The organism is Pseudomonas gebzensis (genome assembly GCF_034427815.1).
Classification (GTDB): domain Bacteria; phylum Pseudomonadota; class Gammaproteobacteria; order Pseudomonadales; family Pseudomonadaceae; genus Aquipseudomonas.
Genome location: NZ_JAXQNS010000005.1, coordinates 157,094 through 181,049, shown reverse-complemented (window position 1 = coordinate 181,049; position 23,956 = coordinate 157,094). Strand labels below are relative to the sequence as shown.

Genomic DNA, 23,956 nt, shown 5'->3' with positions numbered 1-23,956 from the left:
GTTTTGTCGATGTGGATGACGCGCTCGGCTAAGCCGGGCCTGAGGACAAACCCTATCATCGGCCCCCTGCCCCTTCCTTTCCCGTACACGACAGGAACATTGCCATGACCGCTACGGAACTCGTCCACGCCTACTACGCCGCGTTCAATGCCGGCGACATGCCAGCCTTGCTTGCCCTGCTCAACGAACAGGTGATCCACGACATCAATCAGGGCGAACGGCAGATGGGCAAGCAGGCGTTCGCCGCGTTCATGGAGAAGATGAACCGCTGCTACCGCGAGCGCCTGGACGACCTCGTGGTGATGCAGAACGCCGAGGGCAATCGCGCTGCCGCCGAGTTCACGGTACACGGCCAGTACCTGGCCGATGACGAAGGCTTACCCGCTGCCGATGGCCAGACATATGTGCTGCCGGCCGGCGCGTTCTTCTATATCCATTGCGGCAAGATCGCCCGCGTGACCAACTACTACAACCTCAATGACTGGGTCGAGCAAGTGGCGTAAGGGCTGCAACCTTCACTCACCTGCAGTGCACGGCAGATGACTCAGGCCGGCGGGGTACAGGCCCCACTTGCACCGCGCTAGTTACGCCGGTCGAACAGGTTCGCCACGCACCTGTCCATCCAGCCCCACAGCCGCTGCTTGACCCGCCGCCACAGGGGCCTGGCGCGCCAGCCGGCCAGATCGACTTCCTGACTGAGGGTGAAATCCCGCTCGAAGCTCGCCGCTACCTGGGCCGTGAGCACTGGGTCCAGGCTTTCGATGTTGGCTTCCAGGTTGAAGCGCAGGTTCCAGTGGTCGAAGTTGCACGAACCCACACTGACCCAGTCGTCCACCAGCACCATCTTCAGGTGCAGGAAGCACGGCTGGTATTCGAAGATCTTCACCCCCGCACGCAGCAGCTTGGGGTAGTAACGATGGCCGGCATAGCGCACCGCCGGATGGTCGGTACGTGGCCCGGTCAGTAGCAGGCGCACATCCACACCACGCTGGGCTGCACGGCGCAGGGAACGGCGCACGCCCCAGGTCGGCAGGAAATACGGCGTGGCCAGCCAGATGCGCCGCTCGCCGGTGTTCAGCGCGCGTACCAGCGAGCGCAGGATGTCGCGGTGCTGGCGCGAATCGGCATAGGCCACGCGGCCCAGGCCATGGCCTATGGGCGGTGTCTTGGGCATGCGCGGGAGACCGAAGCCCTTGGGCGGGCGCCAGGCCGTGCGCAGCGGGTTGGCCAGCCACTGACGGTCGAACAGCGACTGCCAGTCACTGACGATGGGGCCCTGCATCGTTACCATCACCTCGTGCCACTCGCTGGCGTCCTCGCTCGGCACCCAGAATTCATCGGTCACGCCCGTGCCACCGACCACCGCCCAGCGCTGATCGACCAGCAGCAACTTGCGGTGGTCGCGGTACAGGTTGCGCACGCCGCGGCGCCAGTGAATCGGGTTGTACAAGCGAAGCTCGACCCCTGCCGCCTGCAAGCGCTCCCGCAGTGGCCGGCCAAACGCCTGAGTGCCGTAGTCATCGAACAGGCAGCGGACCTGCACGCCGCGCCGGGCGGCCTGTTCCAGGGCATCGACCACGGCTTCGGCACAGTCGCCGGCTTCCACCAGGTACAGTTCCAGGTCGACCTGGAACTGCGCCCGCACGATCGCCAGGAGCATCGGCGGAAAGAAGCTTGGGCCGTCGATCAGCAGCTCGAACTGATTGCCTTCACGCCAGGGAAACACCGGCCCGGGCATGTCAGCGCGCCGTGAAGATCAGCACCGCATTGACCGGCACCGACGGGTTGATGGTGTCGAGCTTGGCAGCGCGGCGCAGGTTCTCCAGGGCAGGTACCAGACCATAGTCGGCGGCGCGCAGCACGATCGGCTCCAAGGTCACCACCTGGAAGCGTCGTTCGTCGAGCCGGGTGGCCAGCAGCAGGGCGTTGTAGGTCTGTGATTTGCCGTGCAGGGTCACCGTGACCGGCAGGCGCAGCTCGATCTGCGCGCCGTTGGCCAGGTCGTTGAGCGGGGCAAGGTCGAGCTGAGTCTTGACCGTGGCATCCGCAAAGGTGCCCACCTCGAACAGGCTGTCGCGCATGCGCTCATCGAGCAGCGGCGTGCCGCTGCTGACCGAATCCATCTCGATGCTCAGCCCCGCGACGCCCTGACGGTCGACCGAGCCGTGCAGCACCAGGAAACGGTGCACATCGACATCGGCGCCGTTCTTGCCGGTGACGAACGACAGCCGCGAGGACTCGCCATCGAGGTGCCAGTTGGCATGGGCGGGCAGGCACAGTAGCAGGATCAAGGCGGGCAACAGACGGCGCAGGCTGGACATGTGAGATCTCTGGAAAAGATCGCAACATTACCCGCCCACCTTCAGGGCAGCAAGCGACAGCCCTCGCCAGCGGCGCGCGCAGCCACCGCATCAGCTACCACCCCTCACGGCCTGCAGGCCTGGCGCCCGCATCGCCCGATGCTGCCGTCAGCCTGCCCGGCCCTGATGACCCTCGGCGCAGCGACGCACCTCTGCCGGGTGTCACGCAAGCATCACCAAAGCTTCATGGGCATGACACCCCGCCTGCCTAGCCTGAGCTTGACCACACACAGCCGCCCGACCGGCTTTCGAGCTGGCCATGGAGACGCGTAATGAACCGGATCGCTCGCCCCGTTCACACCAACACCGAACGCCGCTTGCAGGCCGAGCGCCTGATCGGCGCGGCCGCCCTCGAAGAAGCCCAGGCGCTGCGTTTCAGTGTCTTCAGCCAGGCCTTCAAGGCCACCTTCAAGGACGCAGAGCAGGGCCTGGACACCGACGCCTACGACGTCCATTGCCAGCACATCGGCGTGCGTGACCTGAACACCGGCAAGCTGGTCGCCACCACCCGGCTGCTCGATCACCAGGCCGCCAGCAGCCTGGGGCGTTTCTACAGCGAAGAGGAATTCAGCCTGCAGGGGTTGCGCCAGTTGCAGGGGCCGATCCTTGAGCTGGGGCGCACCTGCGTCGACCCGTGCTATCGCAACGGCGGCACCATTGCCGTGCTCTGGAGTGAACTGGCCGAAGTGCTCAACGAGGGGGGCTATCGTTACCTGATGGGCTGCGCCAGCATCTGCATGGAAGACGGCGGCATTCAGGCCCACGCAGTGATGCAACGGCTGCGCGAGCGCTACCTGTGCACCGAACACCTGCGCGCCGAACCGAAGAATCCACTGCCGAGCCTGGCGGTGCCGAGCAACGTCATCGCCGAGCTGCCGCCGCTGCTCAAGGCCTATATGCGCCTGGGCGCGAAGATCTGCGGCGAGCCGTGCTGGGACCCCGACTTCCAGGTGGCCGACGTGTTCATCCTGCTCAAGCGCGATGACCTCTGCCCGCGCTACGCGCGCCATTTCAAGGCCGCCGTGTGATGGGCCGCCTGCGCCGCGCCGCGCGGCTAACGCGGCTGCTCGGTGTGGTCGCACTGGGCCTGACGATGGCCAGCACTTTCGCAGTCGCCAAGCGCCTGGGCCTGCAGCCTTCGGAAAACCGCCGACAACGCTGGACCCGCGCCTTCATGCAGCGCCTGGCGGCCGCCCTGCCCTTCGACGTACGAATCACCGGCAGCGTGCCGCAACGGCCGATGCTGTGGCTGAGCAACCATGTGTCGTGGACCGACATTCCGCTGCTAGGCATGCTCACGCCGCTGTCGTTCCTGTCAAAGGCCGAAGTGCGCCATTGGCCGTTGGCCGGCTGGCTGGCTGCACAGGCCGGCACCCTGTTCCTACGCCGCGGCGCCGGTGATGCGCAGCGGCTGCGCACGCACATCGGTCTGCAACTGGCCGCTGACCGACCGCTGCTGATCTTCCCCGAGGGCACCACCAGCAATGGTCATGCGCTGCGCACTTTTCACGGCCGCTTACTGGCCGGGGCCATCGACACCGGCACGCCGATCCAGCCGGTGGCCATCGAATACCGGCGTGACGGCGAGCTCGATCCGCGAGCGCCATTCGTCGGTGACGACGACCTGCTCTCGCACCTGCTGCGGCTACTCGCCTTGCCCAAAGGCCAGGTGCACATCCACCTGCTCGAACCCATTGCCAGTGCCGGCATGGAACGCGCGGTGCTGGCCTTCCAGACCCAGCAGGCCGTGCAGCAGGCCTTGTTCGGCGGCCCCGACTGGATCGCCGTGCCGGTGCCGCAGGCGCACGCAGCCTGAGCTGGCGTAGTGCCAGGCGCTGGCTGACAAGTCCTGGATCAGGCGAGGTGAAGATAGCGGGGGGCGCCTAGCCGGGGGCGCCTAGCCGGAGGGCGCCTGGTTGCAGCACCTTGGCCGGGAGCGCCTGCCGGGGGGGTACCGACTTGCAGCACCTGGCCGGGGTCGCCCAGCCGGGGTACCGACTCGCAGCGCTTGGCCGGGGCGCACAGCCGAGGTACCGACTCGCAGCGCCTGGCCGGGTTCGCCCAGCCGGGGTACCGACTCGCAGCGCCTGGCCGGGGCGCACAGCCGGGGTACCGACTCGCAGCGCCTGGCCGGGGCGCCCAGCCGGGGTACCGACTCGCAGCGCCTGGCCGGGACCGCCTAGCCGGCAGTACCTGTTTGCAGCGCCTGGCCGGGGCTCGCCTTGCTGTCGGCACGTGGCCGGGCATGCCTAGCTGTCGGCGCCTGGCCGAGAACGCCCTGCTCTGTTTCCAACGCCGCGTACCGGTCCTCAAGGCGCTTCAGGCAGCGTCTGACCAGCCTCAGCCTGAACCTGCGCGGCAAACGCCTGCAACTGCGGATAGAACGCCCGAAAATCCCCCATCAGCGGCGTATACAGGGCTTGCAGCTCAGCGCTCACCCCCAGCAACCCTTCAGGTTTGGACAGCCGTCGGGCAATGCCGTTGAACACCGCCTCCAGCACCGCAAAATCCTCATAACTGCCCAGCCAGTCATCCGCCGCCATGAAGGGCGCCATGCGCGCCAAGCGCGGCGGCAACGCAGGTTCGGCCAACAGCACGCGGTACACCTCGCCTGTGAACACGGCCAGCGGCCGGTCGGCATAGTCGGCCCAATGGCGGGCCAGGCAGTGGTCGAAGAACACGTCCAGTGCGATACCCGCAAAGCGCCGTCGCTCGCGAGGGAAACGCGCCAGTGCGCCCAGTACCAACGGATGGCTGTCGGTGAAGGAGTCGATACGCCGGTGCAGGCGAATGGCCTGTTCCAGCGCGCGCGGGAAGCGACCGTCGAGCGAGCCTTTGACGAAATCCCCGTAGAGACTTCCCAGCAATTGCTCGGGCGCGCTGCCGCCAAGGTGAAGATGGGCGAGGTAGTTCATGGGGCAGCAGCTTAGCATGCGTATCGTTATAACCCGATATAGCGATTCAGTTGGAACTTGGAGCGTTTGGTTCTTTCCATATCGGAATGCAACGATTTATATTTCGTCCATTCCCGATATTCAGCACAGCGAAGCGACCGATCCCGTGCCCCTCGACCTCGACGAAATCATCAAGGCCCTGTCCCACCCTGTGCGCCGCGACATCCTCGCCTGGCTCAAGGACCCTGCCACGCAGTTTCCCGAGCAGTACCACAGCACTGAACACGGTGTGTGCGCCGGGCAGATCGACCAGCGCTGCGGGCTGTCGCAGTCGACCGTGTCGGCGCACCTGGCGACCTTGCAGCGCGCGGGCCTGGTCAGCAGCCAGAAGATCGGCCAGTGGCACTTCTTCAAACGCAACGAAGCGACCATACAAGCCTTTCTCAGCACCTTGGGCGAGCAGCTCTGAACGGCGCGCCTCACGAATTTCACTCCATCACTTGAAGGTAACCCCATGACTACCCTGTTCGATCCCATCACCCTGGGCGACCTCGAGTTGCCAAACCGCATCATCATGGCCCCGCTGACCCGCTGCCGCGCTGATGAAGACGGCCGCGTACCCAATGCCCTGATGGCCGAGTACTACGTGCAGCGCGCCAGCGCCGGGCTGATCCTCAGCGAGGCCACATCGGTCACGCCAATGGGCGTCGGGTATCCGCAGACGCCGGGTATCTGGAGCGATGAGCAAGTGCGTGGCTGGACCAACGTGACCAGCGCCATCCACGCCGCAGGCGGGCGCATCTTCCTGCAGCTGTGGCACGTTGGGCGCATTTCCCACCCGCTCTACCTGAACGGCGAACTGCCGGTCGCACCGAGTGCCATTCAGCCTGCAGGGCATGTGAGCCTCGTGCGTCCGTATGCCGACTACCCCACGCCGCGCGCCCTGGAAACCGAAGAAATCGCCGATGTCGTCGAGGCCTACCGCGTTGGCGCCGAGAACGCCAAGGCTGCAGGGTTCGACGGTGTCGAGATCCATGGCGCCAACGGCTACCTGCTCGATCAGTTCCTGCAGAGCAGCACCAACCAGCGCACTGATGCCTACGGTGGCTCGATCGAAAACCGCGCACGGCTGCTGCTGGAAGTGACCGACGCAGTGGTCCAGGTATGGGGCGCTGGCCGCGTCGGCATGCACCTGTCGCCGCGCGCTGACCTGCATGACATGGGCGATGACACTCGCGCCGAAACCTTCACCTACGTGGCCCGCGAGCTGGGCAAACGGGGGCTGGCATTCATCTGCTCGCGTGAGCAGCAGGCTGCCGACAGCCTCGGCCCGCAACTCAAAGCTGCGTTCGGTGGCCCGTACATCGTCAACGAGAGCTTCGACAAGGCCAGCGCCAATGCCATCCTCGCCAGCGGCACGGCCGACGCGGTGGCCTTCGGTGTGCCGTACATCGCCAACCCGGACCTGCCCGAGCGCATGGCCAGCGACGCCCCGCTCAACGAGGCGCACGGTGACACCTTCTACAGCCACGGGCCGGTCGGTTACATCGACTACCCGCGTCTGTAACAGCGGTCACGCCGCGCGGGCAGCAGGTCTGCGCGGCGATCGCGACGGGTTTCTGCGCAGCGCGTGATACGGCGCTCCGGCCTGTAGCAAGCGCCACTGCTGGCAAACAAGCGCGGTCCGCGTAAGGGCGGCCGGGCCGGCACTCCGGATTGCCGCGACGGGCGGTGCAGCCGGTCCACGGCTGCAACCTCTAATTCCCTGCTGTTTCGCGGCGCCTGAATCGGGTCCGCTTTGCCGACCATCGCGGCAGTAGCCGCTCTTACAGGGCCGCAGTGACCAGGTTGTTGCGGTCTCCCGTCTGCCACCGCGGGGGAAGGACGCGGTCGAGGTAGCCGACCTAAGTCGCGATGCGCGGCGCAGCCGGCCTGATACGCCTGTTCCTTCAGGGCCGTGCGTTGATCTGCTGCTGCAGGTTCTGCACCTGGCTCTGCAAGGTGTTGAGGGTCCGCGTGGTCTGGCCACGGAAAGCATCGAATTCCTGCACCGAAGCGCCGCTGGCGCTCGGGGTGGCAGGACGGTTGTCGGCCTGGCTCTTGAGCACCAGCACATCCTGTTCCAGGCTCTCGAGCGCAGCCTTCTGGTTGCCCTGCTGCTTGAGCGTGGCCACCTCGGCGCTGAGGCTCTTGACCTGCCCTTCGAGCTTGCCGCCGTCCTGTTGCCCGGATTTCAGCGCGGCCAGTTCGCCATTGACCGCTTTGAGCTGGGCCTGCAACTGGCTTTGCAGTTCGCTCACCGCCTGTTGCTGCTGACGGGTATCGGCAAGCACCTGTTCCAGGCGCTTGCCCAGGTCCCCGGCCTGGCCTGCCACGCCTTCCTGCTGCTTGCCCTGCTCGGCCAGACTGGCTTGCAACTGCTGCAACTGCGCTTTGAGCGCCTCACTGCCGTTGCTGACATTCGACTCGCTGGCTGCCACCTTGCCGCTGATCGCCTGCAGGCGCCCAGCGGCGTCCTCACTGATGCGAGCGAAGGACTCTTGGGTGGCGACCAGCTGCTGTTCGAGCAGCGAGATCTGCTGCACGCTCCACCAGCCCAGCCCTGCCAGAGCAATGCAGGCGGCGCCCAGCAGCGCCCACAGCGGCCCGGTGCTGGCCGGGCGCACAGCCCGTTGACGGCTGCGGGCGACGTTGGTGGGCAGTCGTTCATCATCGTCACGGGTGCCGGCGCGCAGGCTTGGGACGTTGTCGAAATCGTCGGGTTCGTTGTTGCGCATGGGGAAGTTCAACCACGGTAAGAGCTTGGAGGCCGAAGTATAAGCTCAGATGCCCGCTGCCAGCTGCACAGTCAGGCGCATCGCGCACTGGCATCGACACTGCACCACGGCGCACCGTCGAGGGCTGCGCACAGCGGGGCCGACCTGCGCGACGCGCCGCGGCAAGGCTCCAGCCCGGTTCAGGCGCCGCGCCACCAGGTACAGAACTCGTCCAGCCCGCTCCACAGGCTGACCTTCGGCCGGTAGTCCAGGTGCTGCCGGGCGCGACTGATATCCAGGGTGAAGTCGCGGCTGGCGTACTTCACCGCTGCGCGGGTCGCGCGCGGGGTCGGCCGCCCAGGCCAGGCCAGGCACCCGGCTTCGTTCAACGCTGCCAGCGCATAGGCCGCACGCGCTGAGCGATAACGCGTGGCCTGGGGCAGTTGCAGCTGACGCATCACGTAATTGATCGCATCCCACAGCGGCACCGGCTGACCATTGCTGATGTTGTAGGCCTGGCCCAGCGCCGGCGTGTCGACGAACAGGGCTGCCAGCAGCGCCTCGTTGAGGTTGCTCATGCTGGTGAAGTCGACACTGTTCAGGCCATTGCCGATGATCGCCAGGCGGCCCTTGTTCTGTTGCTCGATCCAGGCCGGAAACAGCCGCATGTCGCCCGCGCCGACCACCGGGCTGGGGCGCAGCGCCACGACCTCCAGGCCGAACTCACCAGCGCCGAACACCTTTTGCTCGGCCACGTGTCGGGTGGCGGCACAGGCGTTGTGAAAGTGCCGGGGTAGTTGCGCTTCGCTGACCTCCAGCAGGCCCTTGCCATCGCCATAGAGGGCCGGGGAAGACAGGTACACCAGGCGCCGCACGTGCTCCTTCAGGCAGCCTTCGACGATGTTTTCGGTGAGCACCACGTTGCCTTGGTAGAACGCCTGGTAGCGCCCCCAGGTACCGGCAGCGCCGGCGCAGTGCACCACGATGTCGACGCCCTGACACAGGCGCCTGGCAACCTCGGCGTTGCTCAGATCGCCCGGAATGAACTGCGCACCGCGCTTGACCAGATGCGCCACGGCCTCGGCCCGGCGGCCGTTGATCCGCACATCGAGGCCTTGCTCCAGGGCAAAACGGGCGAAGCGTCCGCCGATGAAACCGCTCGCGCCCGTGACCAGAATTCGCATGTAAGACTCCGCCTTGCCAGATTTCAGATGCAACTGACGCTGCCCGCGCCTACAAGGGCACCAGCCCCACTGACGCCGTGCGGCGCAGGTGTTCGGTCAGTTGGCTCAGCAGTTGCCCGCCATTGCGCCAATGATGCCAGTACAACGGCACATCGACCGGCGTGCCGGCACAGATTTCCACCAGTTCGCCGCACGCCAGTTGCCCACGGGCCTGCAACTCGGGCACCAGCCCCCAGCCCATGCCGGCTTCGAGCATGCGCACGAAGCCTTCGGACGACGGACACAGGTGATGCATGAAGCCGCCGTCGATGCCCAGCGAGGCCAGGTAGCGATGCTGCAGGTAGTCGTCCGGACCGAAGACGATGCCTGGCGTGCGCGCCAGGCGGGCCGCGTCGAAACCTTGCGCAAAGTGCTGGGCCATGAAACCGGGGCTGGCCAGCGCGAGGTAGCGCATGGCGCCCAGTGCCAGGCTGCGCGCCCCGGCCACTGGTCGCTCGCTGCTGCACAGGCAGGCCGCCACTTCACCCGCGCGCATGCGCTTGAGGCCGACGTTCTGGTCTTCCACCACCAGGTCGAAGAGCACCTGCTGCTCGGCACTGAACGCGCCCACGGCATCGGCCCACCAGGTCGCCAGGCTGTCGGCGTTGAGGGCGATGCGCAAGCGTTCGGGCACCCCGTGCTCATCCAGCGCCGGCACCTGGCGCTGCAGGTCGCGTTCGAGCAGGCGCACCTGCTGCACATGGTTGAGCAACTGCCGGCCCACCGCGGTGGGCTCGGGGGGCGTGGCGCGAACCAGTACGGGCTGACCCACCCGCGCTTCGAGCAGTTTGATTCGCTGCGACACCGCCGACTGCGACAGGCCCAGGGCCTGCGCCGCGCGCTCGAACCCAGCCTGCTCGATCACCGCCGCGAGGGCTGACAACAGCTTGTAGTCGAACATCGATTTCTCTAATGCCTGATCAGCTTTATTGGTTTTTCTTATAACGCGTCCAGCCCCACACTGACCACCCTGTTGCAAACACGCACGAGCAAGCGCACCGCGCATCGATCGGGTGCTGCACTGGCCCGACTGATCGAAAGCCTGCAGCGCTCGGCGACTTCCCCGGAGACTCCCGCCATGTGGCAAAGCTATCTAAACGGCATCCTGGTCGCCCTCGGCCTGATCATGGCCATTGGTGCGCAAAACGCGTTTGTCCTGGCGCAAAGTCTGCGCCGCGAGCATCACCTGCCGGTGGCAGCGTTGTGCATCGTCTGCGATGTGATCCTGGTCGCCGCCGGGGTATTCGGCCTGGCCACCGTGCTGATGAGCAGCCCGACCCTGTTGGCGGTGGCGCGCTGGGGCGGTGCGGTGTTTCTGCTGTGGTACGGCATCAAGGCACTGCGCAGCGCCTGTTCTTCGCAGAGCCTGGAGCGCCAGCAGGGCCAAGGCGCACGCTCCCGGCGGGCGGTATTGCTCAGCGCGTTGGCGGTGACCTTGCTCAACCCGCACGTGTACCTCGACACGGTGCTGTTGATCGGCTCGCTCGGCGCGCAGCAGAGCATGCCTGGCGCTTATGTGGCGGGCGCGGCCAGTGCCTCGCTGTTGTGGTTTTCGACCTTGGCGCTGGGCGCCGCCTGGCTGGCACCCTGGTTGGCACGGCCGACCACCTGGCGGCTGCTGGATCTGATGGTGGCGGTGATGATGTTCGCGGTGGCGGCGCAACTGATCTTCAATTGACAGCCACTGGTCGTGCCTGGGCCACGGCCCAGGAACCTCTAATCCCTATACTTGTTGCGTGGTTATGCGTCAGGGCCGGTGCTATGATCGGCCGCTTGCGTCGCAAAGGGTAAAGACCCGCCGACGCGATAAGGCCGCCCGTGATCGGCCTTGCGTACACCGCAAACCAGACCCGAATGAGGAGAATCAACCATGGCTTTTGAATTGCCGCCGCTGCCTTACGCCTACGATGCCCTGCAGCCGCACATCTCCAAGGAAACCCTGGAGTTTCACCACGACAAACACCACAACACCTATGTCGTGAACCTGAACGGCCTGATCCCGGGCACCGAATACGAGAACAAGTCCCTCGAAGAGATCGTCAAGACCTCCTCGGGCGGCGTGTTCAACAACGCTGCGCAAATCTGGAACCACTCCTTCTACTGGAACTGCCTGGCGCCAAACGCCGGTGGCGAACCGACCGGCGCCCTGGCTGACGCCATCAACGCAGCCTTCGGCTCCTTCGCTGAGTTCAAGGATGCATTCACCAAGACCAGCGTCGGCACCTTCGGCTCCGGCTGGGGCTGGCTGGTCAAGAAAGCCGACGGTTCCCTGGCCCTGGCCAGCACCATCGGTGCAGGCTGCCCGCTGACCTCCGGCGACACCCCGCTGCTGACCTGCGACGTTTGGGAACACGCCTACTACATCGACTACCGCAACGTGCGTCCGAAGTACGTCGAAGCGTTCTGGAACCTGGTCAACTGGGACTTCGTTGCCCAGCAGTTCGAAGGCAACACCTTCAAGGCCTGATCATTCAGCCCGCCTTGCACGAAGAACCCGGCCAACGCCGGGTTTTTTTTATCCATTCGATGGGGTGCCTGCCTTGCCGAGTGAATAGACAGCGCTACCATGATAGGTCTGAAACGTGCCGGAACAGATTCAAGTCGCACGGAAGCGGAACCGATACAGTACTAGACGATTCGCGTTCGACACGGTCGTAGCGGGTATGGCATCTAGCCAATAGTGCGATACCCAGGTTGCTGGCAGAATGCCGCCAGGCGCATGGACTAAGGAAACCCCATTGAAGCTGGAATTTCGGCATAGCTTGACGATCAAGCTGCTCAGGGTCGTGTTGCTCTCGGCACTGGCCGTCGGCGTTGTCCTCAGCTGTGCGCAGATCGTCTACGACGCCTACAAGACGCGCCAGGCCGTCAGCAACGACGCGCAACGCATCCTCGACATGTTCCGTGACCCTTCCACCCAGGCCGTGTACAGCCTGGACCGGGAAATGGGCATGCAGGTCATGGAAGGGCTGTTCCAGGACGAATCCGTGCGCATGGCCTCCATCGGCCACCCCAATGAAACCCTGCTGGCCGAGAAGAACCGCCCCTTGCAGGACATGTCGATGCGCTGGCTGACCGACCTGATCCTCGGTCAGGAACGCACCTTCAGCACATCGCTGGTGGGCCGTGGTCCCTACAGCGAATACTACGGCGACCTGAACATCACCCTCGACACCGCCGACTACGGCGAGACCTTTCTGATCAATGCGGTGATCATCTTCATTGCCGGCGTGCTGCGCGCCCTGGCCATGGGCCTGGTGCTGTACCTGGTCTATCACTGGCTGCTGACCAAGCCGCTGTCGAAGATCATCGAGCACCTCACGCAGATCAACCCTGACCGCCCCAGCCAGCACCAGATCCCGCCGCTCAAGGGCCATGAAAAGAACGAGCTGGGCATCTGGGTCGACACCGCCAACCAGCTGCTGGCCTCCATCGAGCGCAACACCCACCTGCGCCATGAAGCCGAAAACAGCCTGCAGCGCATGGCCCAGTACGACTTTCTCACCGGCCTGCCCAACCGCCAGCAACTGCAGCAGCAACTGGACAAGATCCTTGTCGACGGCAGCCGTCTGCAACACCGCGTAGCCGTGCTGTGTGTGGGCCTGGACGACTTCAAGAGCATCAACGAGCAGTTCAGCTATCAGGTCGGTGACCAGTTGCTGCTGGCCCTGGCCGATCGGTTGCGCGCCCACAGCGGTCGCCTGGGCGCTTTGGCCCGGCTCGGCGGTGACCAGTTCGCCCTGGTCCAGGCCAACATCGAACAGCCTTACGAGGCCGCCGAGCTGGCCCAGTCGATCCTCGATGACCTGGAACTGCCGTTTGACCTCGATCACCAGCAGATCCGCCTGCGCGCCACCGTGGGCATCACCCTGTTCCCCGAGGATGGCGACAGCACCGAGAAGCTGTTGCAAAAAGCCGAGCAGACCATGACCCTGGCCAAGGCCCGCTCACGCAACCGCTACCAGTTCTACATCGCCAGCGTCGACAGCGAGATGCGCCGGCGCCGCGAGCTGGACAAGGACCTGCGTGACGCCCTGCCCCGCCAGCAACTGTTTCTGGTGTATCAGCCGCAGATCAGCTACGTCGACCACCAGGTGGTCGGGGTCGAGGCGCTGCTGCGCTGGCAGCACCCGGAACTCGGGCTGGTGCCGCCCGACCAGTTCATCCCTCTGGCCGAACAGAACGGCTCGATCATCGGCATCGGCGAATGGGTGCTCGACCAGGCCTGCCGGCAGTTGCGCGAATGGCACGACCAGGGCTTCGCCGAGCTGCGCATGGCGGTCAACCTGTCGACCGTGCAGTTGCACCACAACGAATTGCCGCGCGTGGTCAACAACCTGCTGCAGCGTTATCGCCTGCCGCCGCGCAGCCTGGAACTGGAGGTGACGGAAACCGGCCTGATGGAAGACATCAGCACCGCCGCCCAGCACCTGCTGAGCCTGCGCCGCTCCGGGGCGCTGATTGCCATCGATGATTTCGGCACCGGTTATTCCTCGCTCAGCTATCTCAAGTCGTTGCCGCTGGACAAGATCAAGATCGACAAGAGCTTCGTCCAGGACCTGTTCGACGATGACGACGACGCCACCATCGTTCGCGCCATCATCCAGTTGGGCAAGAGCCTGGGCATGCAGGTGATCGCCGAAGGGGTGGAGACCGCCGAGCAGGAGGCTTACATCATTGCCCAGGGCTGCCACGAGGGTCAGGGCTATCACTACAGCAAGCCCCTGCCCGCGCGCGAGCTCACGGCATTTCTGCGGCAGATGCGCCGTAGCCAGGTGTCGCTGCCTTAGCCGCAGCTGGCCATTACTGGCAATTACATGCCAACCCTTTACAGAGAATGCAAATCTTTCGCATGATGTTGCGTTTTCGCGTGCCCCTGGCACACCTGTCCAACCCACGACGCAGGAAAACCAATAATGATTCGTATGCCTCTGGCCTCCGCCAGTCTGTTGGCCATTGCCATTGCCCTGGCCGGTTGCGGTGAAAGCAAGGACGACAAGGCCGCCGCGCCGCAAGCCCAGGCACCTGCCGCCGCTGCTGCGCCAGCCAGCACCCCCGCCGCTGCGCCAGGCGCCGTCGATGAAGCCGCAGCCCAGGCCGTGGTCAAGCACTACGCCGACATGGTCCACGCCGTGTACAGCGACTCGCTGACCACCGCCAAAACCCTGCAAGGCGCCATCGACGCCTTCCTCGCCACGCCCAACGACGAAACCCTGAAAGCTGCGCGCCAGGCATGGGTTGCATCGCGTGTGCCGTACCTGCAGAGCGAAGCCTTCCGCTTCGGCAACACCATCATCGATGACTGGGAAGGCCAGGTGAACGCATGGCCGCTGGACGAAGGCCTGATCGACTACGTCGACAAAGACTACGAGCACGCCCTGGGCAACCCGGCCGCCAGCGCCAACATCATCGCCAACCCGCAAATCCAGGTCGGCGAAGACAAGATCGATGTCAAGGACATCACCCCTGAAAAACTGGCCAGCCTGAACGAGCTGGGCGGTTCCGAAGCCAACGTCGCCACCGGTTACCACGCCATTGAATTCCTGCTCTGGGGCCAGGACCTCAACGGCACCGGCCCAGGCGCGGGCAACCGTCCGGCATCGGACTACCTGGAAGGCGAAGGCGCCACTGGCGGGCACAACGACCGTCGCCGCGCGTACTTGAAAGCCGTCACCGACCTGCTGGTCAGCGACCTCGACGAAATGGTCGGCAACTGGGCGCCGGGGGTCAAAGACAACTACCGCGCCACGCTCGAAGCCGAGCCGGCCACCGACGGCCTGCGCAAGATGCTGTTCGGCATGGGCAGCCTGTCGTTGGGCGAACTCGCCGGCGAGCGCATGAAGGTGTCCCTGGAAGCCAACTCGCCAGAAGACGAACATGACTGCTTCAGCGACAACACCCACTGGTCGCACTTCTACGATGCCAAAGGCATCCGCAACGTGTACCTGGGCGAGTACACCCGCACCGACGGCAGCAAGATGACCGGCCCGAGCCTGTCCTCGCTGGTGGCCAAGGCAGACGCCGCCACCGACGACACGTTGAAGGCTGACCTGGCAGCCACCGAAGCGAAGATCCAGGTGATCGTCGACCACGCCGAGAAAGGCGAGCACTACGACCAACTGATCGCCGCCGACAACACCGCAGGCAACCAGATCGTGCGCGATGCCATCGCCGCCCTGGTCAAGCAGACCGGTGCCATCGAGCAGGCCGCTGGCAAGCTGGGCATCACCAACCTGAACCCCGATACCGCTGATCACGAATTCTGATTCGTATCCGCTACGGCTTCGGCGAAAGGCGACCTTCGGGTCGCCTTTTTCGTCGGCGCGCCTGGACGCCGTTGCGAGCTACCTAACACCAGTTTCATCCGCCAATTGCAAATTGCTCTTATTCAAATTTCATCACCCTGCTAAGCTTGCCCGCCGGTTTTCAGCTTGAACCCAGGATCGTGATGCCCCTGCTCCGCCTCTCCCCACTGCTGCTCGCTACCGCGTTGGCCGCCTGTGACGACGCCCCGCGTTTCACTCAGGCAGAGCCCGGCGAAGCGCTGTCCGGTGGAAAGACCACGGTGCAGCGCACCGACCGCAGTGCGTTCTCGCTGCCCTCGGCGAACCTGTCCAACGAGCGCAAGCTGGATTTTGCCGTAGGCAACAGCTTCTTCCGCAACCCGTGGGTGATCGCGCCCTCGACCACCACCGCGCGCGATGGCCTGGGGCCGCTTTTCAATACCAATGGCTGCGTCAACTGCCACATCCGTGATGGCCGTGGCCACCCGCCAGAACCCGATGCGAACAACGCAGTTTCCATGCTGGTGCGCTTGTCGATCCCCGATCAGCCGCCGTTCATGCAGGAAATCGAGCGACTGGGCGTAGTGCCTGAGCCGGTCTATGGCACGCAGTTGCAAGACATGGCAATTCCGGGCGTACGCCCTGAGGGCAAGGTGCGGGTGACCTACGGCACGCAGCGCGTCAGCTTTGAGGATGGCCATCAGGTCGAGCTACGCCGCCCCCACTTGCAGATCACCCAGCTCGGCTACGGGCCGATGCACCCCGACACACGCTTTTCTGCGCGCATCGCCCCGCCGATGATCGGCCTGGGCCTGCTCGAAGCGATCCCTGAGGCCGACATTCTGGCCAATGCCGACCCCGATGACCGCAATGGCGATGGCATCCGTGGCAGGCCCAACCAGGTGTGGGACCAGGCGCGACAGAAAACCGTGCTTGGCCGCTTCGGCTGGAAGGCCGGCCAGCCCAACGTCAACCAGCAGAACGTGCACGCCTTTGCCGGTGACATGGGCCTGACCAGCACCCTGCAACCGGTGGACGACTGCACCGCCGCGCAGACCGACTGCCGCACTGCGCCCAACGGCGATGGCGCCGACGGCGAGAAGGAAGTCAGCGACAACATTTTGCGGCTGGTCACTTTTTACGCCCGCAACCTGGCAGTGCCGGCGCGGCGCAACGTGAATGCGCCGCAGGTGCTGGCCGGCAAGAATCTGTTCTTCCAAGCGGGCTGCCAAGGCTGCCATACGCCGCAGTTCACCACCCGTGCCGACGCCGACGAACCTGAGCTGGCCGGTCAGGTGATCCGTCCTTACAGCGACCTGCTGTTGCATGACATGGGCCCGGGCCTGGCCGACAACCGCAGCGAATTCGCCGCCGGTGGCCAGGATTGGCGCACCCCGCCGCTGTGGGGCATCGGCCTGACCAAGACGGTCAGCGGCCACACTCAGTTTCTTCACGACGGGCGCGCCCGCAACCTGCTCGAAGCCGTGCTCTGGCATGGCGGCGAGGCAGACGCTGCGCGCCGTCACGTCCTGAGCTTCAATGCCGAGCAGCGCGAAGCGCTGCTGGCGTTCCTCAACTCACTCTGAAAACGCGCAAGGAGCCGGGCATGTTCCGACCCAAACTGTTGTTCACCAGCCTCGCCGCACTCGCCCTCGGCGCCTGCGCGCCGCAGGACCCGCAAGCCGTCACCTCGGCCGCGATCGCCAAGCAGGTGATCCTGCCGACCTACAGCCGCTGGGTCGAGGCCGACCGCCAGCTCGCCGCCAGTGCCCTGGCCTTCTGCGACGGCAAGGAATCACTCGACAAAGCCCGCGCCGACTTCCTCAGCGCTCAGAAAGCCTGGGCTGAGCTGCAGCCGTTGCTGGTCGGCCCGCTGGCCGAAGGCAACCGTCCGTGGCAGGTGCAGTTCTGGCCCGACAAGAAAAACCTGGTCGGTCGTCAGGTCGAGCAACTGGTCAACGGTGACAAACCCGTCGACGCCCAGAGCCTGGCCAAGGCCAGCGTCGTGGTGCGCGGCCTGTCGGCCTACGAGTACATTCTCTTCGACAGCAAGCCGGACATCGCCACCGCCGAACAGAAGGCGCGCTATTGCCCGCTGCTGGTGGCCATCGGCGAGCACCAGAAGGCCCTGGCTGAAGACATCCTCAAGGGCTGGAACAGCACCGACGGCATGCTCTCGCAGATGACCAAGTTCCCCAACCAGCGCTACGCCGATTCCCACGAGGCCATCGCCGACTTGCTGCGCGCGCAGGTCACCGCCCTGGACACCCTGAAGAAGAAGCTCGGCGCGCCGATGGGCCGCCAGAGCAAGGGTTATGTGCAGCCGATGCAGGCCGAAGCCTGGCGCAGTCACGCTTCGATGAAGAGCCTGGAGGCCAGCCTCAAGGCTGCCCAGGCCGTCTGGCAGGGTGTCGACAACAAGGGCCTGCGCGGCCTGCTCGGCAAAGACCAGGACGCGCTGGCGAAGAAGATCGACGAGGCTTACGCCACGTCCCTGAAATTGCTCGAAGCCAACCAGAAGAACCTGGACGAGCTGCTGGCTGACGACGCCGGCAAACAGACCCTCAACCAGATCTACGACAGCCTCAACGTGGTCCACCGCCTGCACGAAGGCGAGCTGGCCAAGGCGCTGAACATCCAGCTCGGCTTCAATGCCAACGACGGTGACTGATCATGCTGCGACGCCAGGCTCTGAAACTCGGTAGCGCCCTGCTGGGTGCCTTGTCGGTGGGCGGCTGGAGCCTGTCGCGCAACCGCGGCAGTCAACCGCTGCTGCTTTCGGCGCGTGACGATGGCGACGGCAAGCATTACGCCGTGGCCTATCGCCTGGATGGCAGTCAGGTCTTCGCCACGCCGGTCGGGCAGCGTTGCCACGCCATCCTCAATCACCCGACCCAGCCGCTGGCGCTGTTCGTGGCGCGACGGCCGGGTACGGAAAGCTATCTGCTCGACCTGCGCGATGGGCGCCTGCTACAGACCCTCACCGCGCAGCCCAACCGTCACTTCTATGGCCATGCGGTGCTGCACAAGGACGGCGAATGGCTGTATGCCACCGAGAACGACACCACCGACCCGGGTCGTGGCGTGCTCGGCGTCTACCGCTTCGACGGCGACCGGTTGGTGCACACCGGCGAGATCCCGACCCATGGCATCGGCCCGCACGAGCTGGCCTGGATGCCCGACGGCGAAACCCTGGTGGTCGCCAACGGCGGCATCCGCACCGAAGCCGAAAGCCGGGTCGAGATGAACCTCGATGCCATGCAGCCGAGCCTGGTGCTGATGCAGCGCGACGGCACCTTGCTCAGTCAGGAAACCCTCAGCCAGTCGATGAACAGCGTGCGCCACCTGGCCATCGGCCGTGACGGCACCATCGTCGCCTGCCAGCAGTTCATGGGCGGCAGCGAGGAAACCGCCCAGCTGCTCGCCATCAAGCGTCCGGGCCAGCCGTTCGAGGCCTTCCCGGTGCCCGAGCAGCAGTTGCAGAACATGGCCCAGTACACCGCCAGCGTGGCCATCCACGATGAATTGCGCCTGGTGGCGCTGACCGCGCCGCGGGCCAACCGGCTGTTCATCTGGGACCTGGACACCGCCGCCGTGCGTCTCGATGCCCCCATGCCGGACTGCGCGGGTGTGGCCGCGGTGAAAGACGGTTTCGTGGTGACCTCCGGGCAGGGCCGCTGCCGGCTGTACGACTGCCGCAAGCCGACCTTGGTCGGCCAACCGCTGGAACTGCCGTCGGGGTTCTGGGACAACCACCTGCATGTGATGTGAGGGTGCGGCCCTGGGGCGCTGCGGCCGACCCAACGAGTGTGAGGTGTTCTGTCGGCCCTATGAAACATCCACAACCGTGTTTTTGGGTCTTTGTGCCTGGATTCCTTTGATTCATGCAGCGGATGGATGGGCAGTCAGTCAGCTTTTCGCCTTTACGGCGACGTCCTTTTGCGGCGGCTGCCCGCCCGGGGCAAAAGGACGCAAAAACGCTGGCTCCCGCAGCCGGCCCTTCGCTGCGCTACGGGTGCCCTGCGTTCCGGGGCTCTACGGGGCTTCGCGGTCTACGGTTTGCTGCGCAAACCTACACCTCGCGACTTCGGCTGCGCCTCAGCGGCGCTGCGCGCCGGCCCCTTCGAGCCGCTGCACTTCGGCCGGCTGAAGTCGCGATCTTGGGTGCCTGGGCTGGCCAGTCATGAAGAGCCAGAGCTCCGAGCCCGAGCAACGGCAGCGGTACGGCAACGGCAACGGCAACGGCACGACTCTGACTGGACGTTCATGATCAGTCCGCATGCTGCAGATGGATGCGGTAAAGGGGGGACTTCGGTCACGACGGCCGGCTGAGCCGGCCCACTACAGGCAGCCCGATCCCTATGCCAAGACTTGCCTCTGCGCGATCGTCGGTCGCTCCCTCCCTGCGCCGCGAAATCCACCCGCACGACGTGCCCCTGTCGCCACACGCCCCGCCTTGGTTATACTTCTCGGCTTTCCCGAATTAATGCCTAAGGGTCCCGCCGCGCATGGATAAGACCTACCAGCCGCACGCCATCGAAACTTCCTGGTACACCACCTGGGAGTCCGAGAACTACTTCGCCCCGCAAGGTGCAGGTGAGTCCTACACCATCATGATCCCGCCGCCGAACGTGACCGGCAGCCTGCACATGGGTCACGGTTTCAACAACGCGATCATGGACGCGCTGATCCGCTTCCGTCGCATGCAGGGCCGCGACACGCTGTGGCAGCCCGGCACCGACCACGCCGGTATCGCGACCCAGATGCTGGTCGAGCGGCAGATCGAGGCCAAGGGCCAAAGCCGCCATGACCTGGGCCGCGAAGCGTTCCTCGACAAGATCTGGGAATGGAAGGCCGAATCGGGCGGCAACATCAGCCGGCAGATTCGTCGCCTGGGCTCGTCGGTCGACTGGACCCGCGAACGCTTCACCATGGACGACGGCTTGTCCGAGTCGGTCAAGGAAGCGTTCGTGCGCCTGCATGAAGACGGCCTGATCTACCGCGGCAAGCGCCTGGTCAACTGGGACACCAAGCTGCACACCGCCATCTCCGACCTCGAAGTGGAAAACCACGACGAAAAAGGCCACCTGTGGAACCTGCGCTATCCGCTGGCCGACGGTGCCACCACGGCCGATGGCAACGATTATCTGGTGGTCGCCACCACGCGCCCGGAAACCCTGCTGGGCGACGCCGCCGTGGCCGTCAACCCGAACGATGAACGCTACCAAGCGCTGATCGGCAAGTTCGTCAAGCTGCCCCTGGTCGGCCGCCTGATCCCGATCGTCGCCGATGACTACTGCGATCCCGAGTTCGGCACCGGCTGCGTGAAGATCACCCCTGCCCACGACTTCAACGACTATGAAGTCGGCAAGCGCCACGATCTGCCGCTGTTCAACATCTTCGACAAGAATGCCAGCGTGCTCGCCGCCGCCCAGGCCTTCAACCTCGACGGCAGCCTGAACGAGCAGGTCGACACGGCCCTGCCGGCCGCCTACGCCGGTCTCGACCGCTTCGCCGCGCGCAAGCAGATCGTCGCCGACCTCGACGCCCAAGGCCTGCTGGTCAGCGTCGACGACCACGCCCTGAAGGTGCCCAAGGGCGACCGTTCCGGGACCATCATCGAGCCGTGGCTGACCGATCAGTGGTACGTGTCCACCAAGCCATTGGCCGAACCTGCCATTGCCGCCGTGGAAGATGGCCGCATCGAGTTCGTGCCCAAGCAGTACGAAAACATGTACTTCTCCTGGATGCGCGACATCCAGGACTGGTGCATCAGCCGCCAGCTATGGTGGGGCCACCGCATCCCGGCCTGGTACGACGATTCGGGCCGCGTCTACGTAGGGCGCAACGAAGCCGAAGTACGCGCCAAACACAACCTTGGCGCCGATGTGAACCTGCGCCAGGACGACGACGTGCTCGACACCTGGTTCAGCTCGGGGCTGTGGACCTTCTCCACCCTCGGCTGGCCGGAGCAGACCGAATTCCTGAAAAAATTCCACTCCACCGACGTACTGGTCACCGGCTTCGACATCATCTTCTTCTGGGTCGCCCGGATGATCATGCTGACCATGCACCTGGTGAAAAACCAGGACGGCACCCCGCAGATCCCGTTCAAGACCGTGTATGTGCATGGCCTGGTCCGCGATGGCCAGGGCCAGAAGATGTCCAAGTCCAAGGGCAACGTGCTCGACCCCCTGGACATCGTCGACGGCATCACCCTCGACGCGCTGCTGGAAAAACGCACCAGCGGCCTGATGCAGCCCAAGCTTGCCGAGAAGATCGCCAAGCAGACCAAGGCCGAGTTCCCGGAAGGCATCGCCAGCTACGGCACCGACGCCCTGCGCTTCACCTTCTGCTCGCTGGCCTCGACCGGTCGCGACATCAAGTTCGACATGGGCCGCGTCGAGGGCTACCGCAACTTCTGCAACAAGATCTGGAACGCCGCCCGCTACGTGCTGGACAAGGGCGAAGACTGCGGCCAGAACGGCGAGGCCTACGAGCTGTCGCTGGCCGACCGCTGGATCATCTCGCAGTTGCAGCGCACCGAAGCCGAAGTGACCCGTCAGCTCGAACAGTTCCGCTTCGACCTGGCCAGCCAGGCGCTCTACGAGTTCATCTGGAACCAGTATTGCGACTGGTACCTGGAGCTGTCCAAGCCAGTGCTGTGGGACGAAAACGCCTCGCTCGAACGCGCCCGTGGCACCCGCCGCACGCTGGTGCGCGTGCTGGAAGTGGCGCTGCGCCTGGCGCACCCGTTCATGCCCTTCATCACCGAGGAAATCTGGCAGCGCCTCGCCCCGCTGGCCGGCGTCGACGGCAAGACCATCATGCTGCAGCCGTGGCCGGTGGCGGTCGAGGCGCGCATCGACAGCGCCGCCGAAGGCGACATCGAGTGGCTCAAGGAACTGATGGTCGGCCTGCGCAACATCCGCGCCGAGATGAACATCGGCCCAGGCAAACCACTGCCGCTGTTCCTCAAGAACGCCAACGCCGACGACCAGCGCCGCCTGCAGGAAAACGAAGCGCTGCTGAAGAAACTGGCCAAGGTCGAAACCTTCACCGTGCTGGGCGAGGCCGATGAGGCGCCGCTGTCGGCCACCGCGTTGGTGGGTGACCTGCAAGTGCTGGTCCCGATGGCTGGGCTGATCGACAAGGACGCCGAGCTCGCGCGCCTGAACAAGGAAATCCAGCGTCTGCAAGGTGAGGTGCAACGTGTTGGCGGCAAGTTGTCCAATGCCGCCTTCGTCGACAAGGCTCCACCGGCCGTGATCGACAAAGAGCGCGCCAAGCTGGCCGAGGCCGAACAGGCCCTGGCCAACTTCACCGCGCAGCACGCGCGCATCGCTGCGCTGTAACGCTGGCTGACGCCCTAGGCGCTGACGTGCGAGCAGCGCCTATCGCAAGCGGGGCAAGCCTGCTGCCGTGTCTTACGAGGCGCGACAGCGGGCTTGCCCCGCGCTGTTTTCACAGGACCGACCATGACCGAAAAACCCACGCTGCACCCGCGCAACCGCCATCAGGGCCGCTACGACTTTGCGGCGCTGATCAAGGCCCACCCAGACCTCGCCCGCTTCACCCTGACCAACCCCCACGGCAAGCCAAGCATCGACTTCGCCAATCCCGAAGCGGTGCGGGTGTTCAACCGCGCATTGCTCAAGGCCCAGTACGGCATCCAGCACTGGGACATCCCGCCGCAATACCTGTGCCCGCCGATTCCGGGCCGCGCCGACTACCTTCATGTGGCCGCCGACCTGCTGGGTGAAGACGCAGACGGCGACATCCCCCGTGGCCCGCAGGTGCGTGTCCTGGACATCGGCGTGGGCGCCAACTGCATCTACCCGTTGCTGGGCCACAGTGACTACCGCTGGCGCTTCGTCGGCTCGGACATCGACCCCGTGGCCCTGGCCTCGGCCAAGGCCATCGTGCAGGCCAATGGGCTCGGCAAAGCCATCAGCCTGCGCCAGCAGGGCACTGCCTCAGCCATCCTCGGCGGGCTGTTGCAGCCGGACGAGCGCTTCGACCTGACGCTGTGCAACCCGCCCTTCCACAGCTCCCGTGAAGAGGCCACGCGTGGCAGCGCACGCAAGTGGAAAAACCTGGGCAAGCAAGACCCCAAACGCACCTTGCCGGTGCTCAACTTTGGTGGGCAGAACAACGAACTGTGGTGCACAGGCGGCGAGATTCGCTTCGTCACCCAGCTGATCGGCGAGAGCGCTGGGTGCGCGCAGCAGGTGCTGTGGTTCACTACCCTGGTGTCCAAGGCGAGCAACCTGCCGGGCATCGAGGCGGCGCTGAAGAACGCCGGCGTGGCGGCGCAGCGCGTGGTAGAAATGGGCCAGGGGCAAAAGCGCAGCCGCATGGTGGCCTGGAGCTTCCACGGCCTGCCCGCGCGCCAGGCCTGGCAGGCAGCGCATAAAACGCGGGCATGAAAAAGCCGCG

Annotated in this window: 20 protein-coding genes; 14 read left to right on the top strand and 6 right to left on the bottom strand. The window is 65.2% G+C overall.

Annotation, left to right across the window (positions count from 1 at the left end):
* Positions 1-104: 104 nt before the first annotated feature.
* Complete coding sequence (locus SJI00_RS11725; RefSeq protein WP_322461874.1) at positions 105-503, top strand: nuclear transport factor 2 family protein; 399 nt, start codon at positions 105-107, stop codon at positions 501-503.
* Between the two features lie 77 nt (positions 504-580).
* On the opposite strand, the gene SJI00_RS11720 is transcribed toward SJI00_RS11725, so the two are convergent.
* Both SJI00_RS11720 and SJI00_RS11715 read right to left on the bottom strand, forming a co-directional pair.
* The gene (locus SJI00_RS11720; protein WP_322461873.1) at positions 581-1,738 is read right to left on the bottom strand and encodes a phospholipase D-like domain-containing protein; all 1,158 of its coding nucleotides are present in this window, start codon (positions 1,736-1,738) and stop codon (positions 581-583) included.
* A gap of 1 nt (position 1,739) precedes the next feature.
* Entirely contained in the window at positions 1,740-2,321 is a 582-nt protein-coding gene (locus tag SJI00_RS11715) for a YceI family protein (protein ID WP_322461872.1), read from the bottom strand.
* Between the two features lie 311 nt (positions 2,322-2,632).
* Here SJI00_RS11715 and olsB point away from each other — a divergent pair, with 311 nt between their 5' ends.
* Both olsB and SJI00_RS11705 read left to right on the top strand, forming a co-directional pair.
* Positions 2,633-3,388 carry an L-ornithine N(alpha)-acyltransferase gene (gene olsB, locus SJI00_RS11710; RefSeq protein ID WP_322461871.1) on the top strand — a complete coding sequence of 252 codons (756 nt, stop codon included), beginning with the start codon at positions 2,633-2,635 and terminating at the stop codon, positions 3,386-3,388.
* Positions 3,388-4,176: a lysophospholipid acyltransferase family protein gene (locus SJI00_RS11705; protein ID WP_322461870.1), complete on the top strand. Its 789-nt coding sequence runs from the start codon at positions 3,388-3,390 to the stop codon at positions 4,174-4,176. The genes olsB and SJI00_RS11705 overlap by 1 nt, the downstream gene beginning before the upstream one ends.
* Before the next feature lie 493 nt (positions 4,177-4,669).
* Here the strand turns inward: SJI00_RS11705 and SJI00_RS11700 are convergent, their stop codons facing one another.
* Positions 4,670-5,275: an acyl carrier protein phosphodiesterase gene (locus tag SJI00_RS11700; protein ID WP_322461869.1), complete on the bottom strand. Its 606-nt coding sequence runs from the start codon at positions 5,273-5,275 to the stop codon at positions 4,670-4,672.
* A 145-nt stretch (positions 5,276-5,420) separates the two neighbouring features.
* Here SJI00_RS11700 and SJI00_RS11695 point away from each other — a divergent pair, with 145 nt between their 5' ends.
* Together SJI00_RS11695 and SJI00_RS11690 are read left to right on the top strand one after the other, a co-directional pair.
* The gene (locus SJI00_RS11695; protein WP_312934993.1) at positions 5,421-5,723 is read left to right on the top strand and encodes an ArsR/SmtB family transcription factor; all 303 of its coding nucleotides are present in this window, start codon (positions 5,421-5,423) and stop codon (positions 5,721-5,723) included.
* Positions 5,724-5,768: 45 nt separating this feature from the next.
* Positions 5,769-6,821 carry an alkene reductase gene (locus tag SJI00_RS11690; protein ID WP_322461868.1) on the top strand — a complete coding sequence of 351 codons (1,053 nt, stop codon included), beginning with the start codon at positions 5,769-5,771 and terminating at the stop codon, positions 6,819-6,821.
* Positions 6,822-7,203: 382 nt separating this feature from the next.
* On the opposite strand, the gene SJI00_RS11685 is transcribed toward SJI00_RS11690, so the two are convergent.
* From SJI00_RS11685 to SJI00_RS11675, 3 genes are all read right to left on the bottom strand, one after another.
* Positions 7,204-8,031 carry an ATPase gene (locus SJI00_RS11685; protein WP_322461867.1) on the bottom strand — a complete coding sequence of 276 codons (828 nt, stop codon included), beginning with the start codon at positions 8,029-8,031 and terminating at the stop codon, positions 7,204-7,206.
* Positions 8,032-8,210: 179 nt separating this feature from the next.
* Entirely contained in the window at positions 8,211-9,194 is a 984-nt protein-coding gene (locus SJI00_RS11680) for an NAD-dependent epimerase/dehydratase family protein (protein WP_322461866.1), read from the bottom strand.
* Between the two features lie 49 nt (positions 9,195-9,243).
* Positions 9,244-10,134, bottom strand: coding sequence for a LysR family transcriptional regulator ArgP (locus SJI00_RS11675; RefSeq protein WP_322461865.1), 891 nt, complete (start codon positions 10,132-10,134; stop codon positions 9,244-9,246).
* A gap of 177 nt (positions 10,135-10,311) precedes the next feature.
* Between SJI00_RS11675 and SJI00_RS11670 the strand changes: the two genes are divergently transcribed.
* The 9 genes from SJI00_RS11670 (at position 10,312) to rlmF (ending at position 23,946) form a co-directional block, all read left to right on the top strand.
* The gene (locus SJI00_RS11670) at positions 10,312-10,911 is read left to right on the top strand and encodes a LysE/ArgO family amino acid transporter (RefSeq protein ID WP_322461864.1); all 600 of its coding nucleotides are present in this window, start codon (positions 10,312-10,314) and stop codon (positions 10,909-10,911) included.
* Between the two features lie 192 nt (positions 10,912-11,103).
* Positions 11,104-11,700 carry a superoxide dismutase gene (locus SJI00_RS11665; protein ID WP_322461863.1) on the top strand — a complete coding sequence of 199 codons (597 nt, stop codon included), beginning with the start codon at positions 11,104-11,106 and terminating at the stop codon, positions 11,698-11,700.
* Between the two features lie 271 nt (positions 11,701-11,971).
* Positions 11,972-14,023, top strand: coding sequence for a putative bifunctional diguanylate cyclase/phosphodiesterase (locus SJI00_RS11660; protein WP_322461862.1), 2,052 nt, complete (start codon positions 11,972-11,974; stop codon positions 14,021-14,023).
* A gap of 126 nt (positions 14,024-14,149) precedes the next feature.
* The gene (locus tag SJI00_RS11655; RefSeq protein WP_322461861.1) at positions 14,150-15,499 is read left to right on the top strand and encodes an imelysin family protein; all 1,350 of its coding nucleotides are present in this window, start codon (positions 14,150-14,152) and stop codon (positions 15,497-15,499) included.
* A 182-nt stretch (positions 15,500-15,681) separates the two neighbouring features.
* Entirely contained in the window at positions 15,682-17,103 is a 1,422-nt protein-coding gene (locus tag SJI00_RS11650; RefSeq protein WP_322461860.1) for a di-heme oxidoreductase family protein, read from the top strand.
* 20 nt (positions 17,104-17,123) lie between these two features.
* Entirely contained in the window at positions 17,124-18,188 is a 1,065-nt protein-coding gene (locus tag SJI00_RS11645; RefSeq protein WP_322461859.1) for an imelysin family protein, read from the top strand.
* A 2-nt stretch (positions 18,189-18,190) separates the two neighbouring features.
* Entirely contained in the window at positions 18,191-19,288 is a 1,098-nt protein-coding gene (locus SJI00_RS11640; RefSeq protein ID WP_322461858.1) for a DUF1513 domain-containing protein, read from the top strand.
* Between the two features lie 737 nt (positions 19,289-20,025).
* Positions 20,026-22,872 carry a valine--tRNA ligase gene (locus SJI00_RS11635; protein ID WP_322461857.1) on the top strand — a complete coding sequence of 949 codons (2,847 nt, stop codon included), beginning with the start codon at positions 20,026-20,028 and terminating at the stop codon, positions 22,870-22,872.
* A gap of 123 nt (positions 22,873-22,995) precedes the next feature.
* Entirely contained in the window at positions 22,996-23,946 is a 951-nt protein-coding gene (gene rlmF / locus SJI00_RS11630; protein ID WP_322461856.1) for a 23S rRNA (adenine(1618)-N(6))-methyltransferase RlmF, read from the top strand.
* Positions 23,947-23,956: the final 10 nt, after the last annotated feature.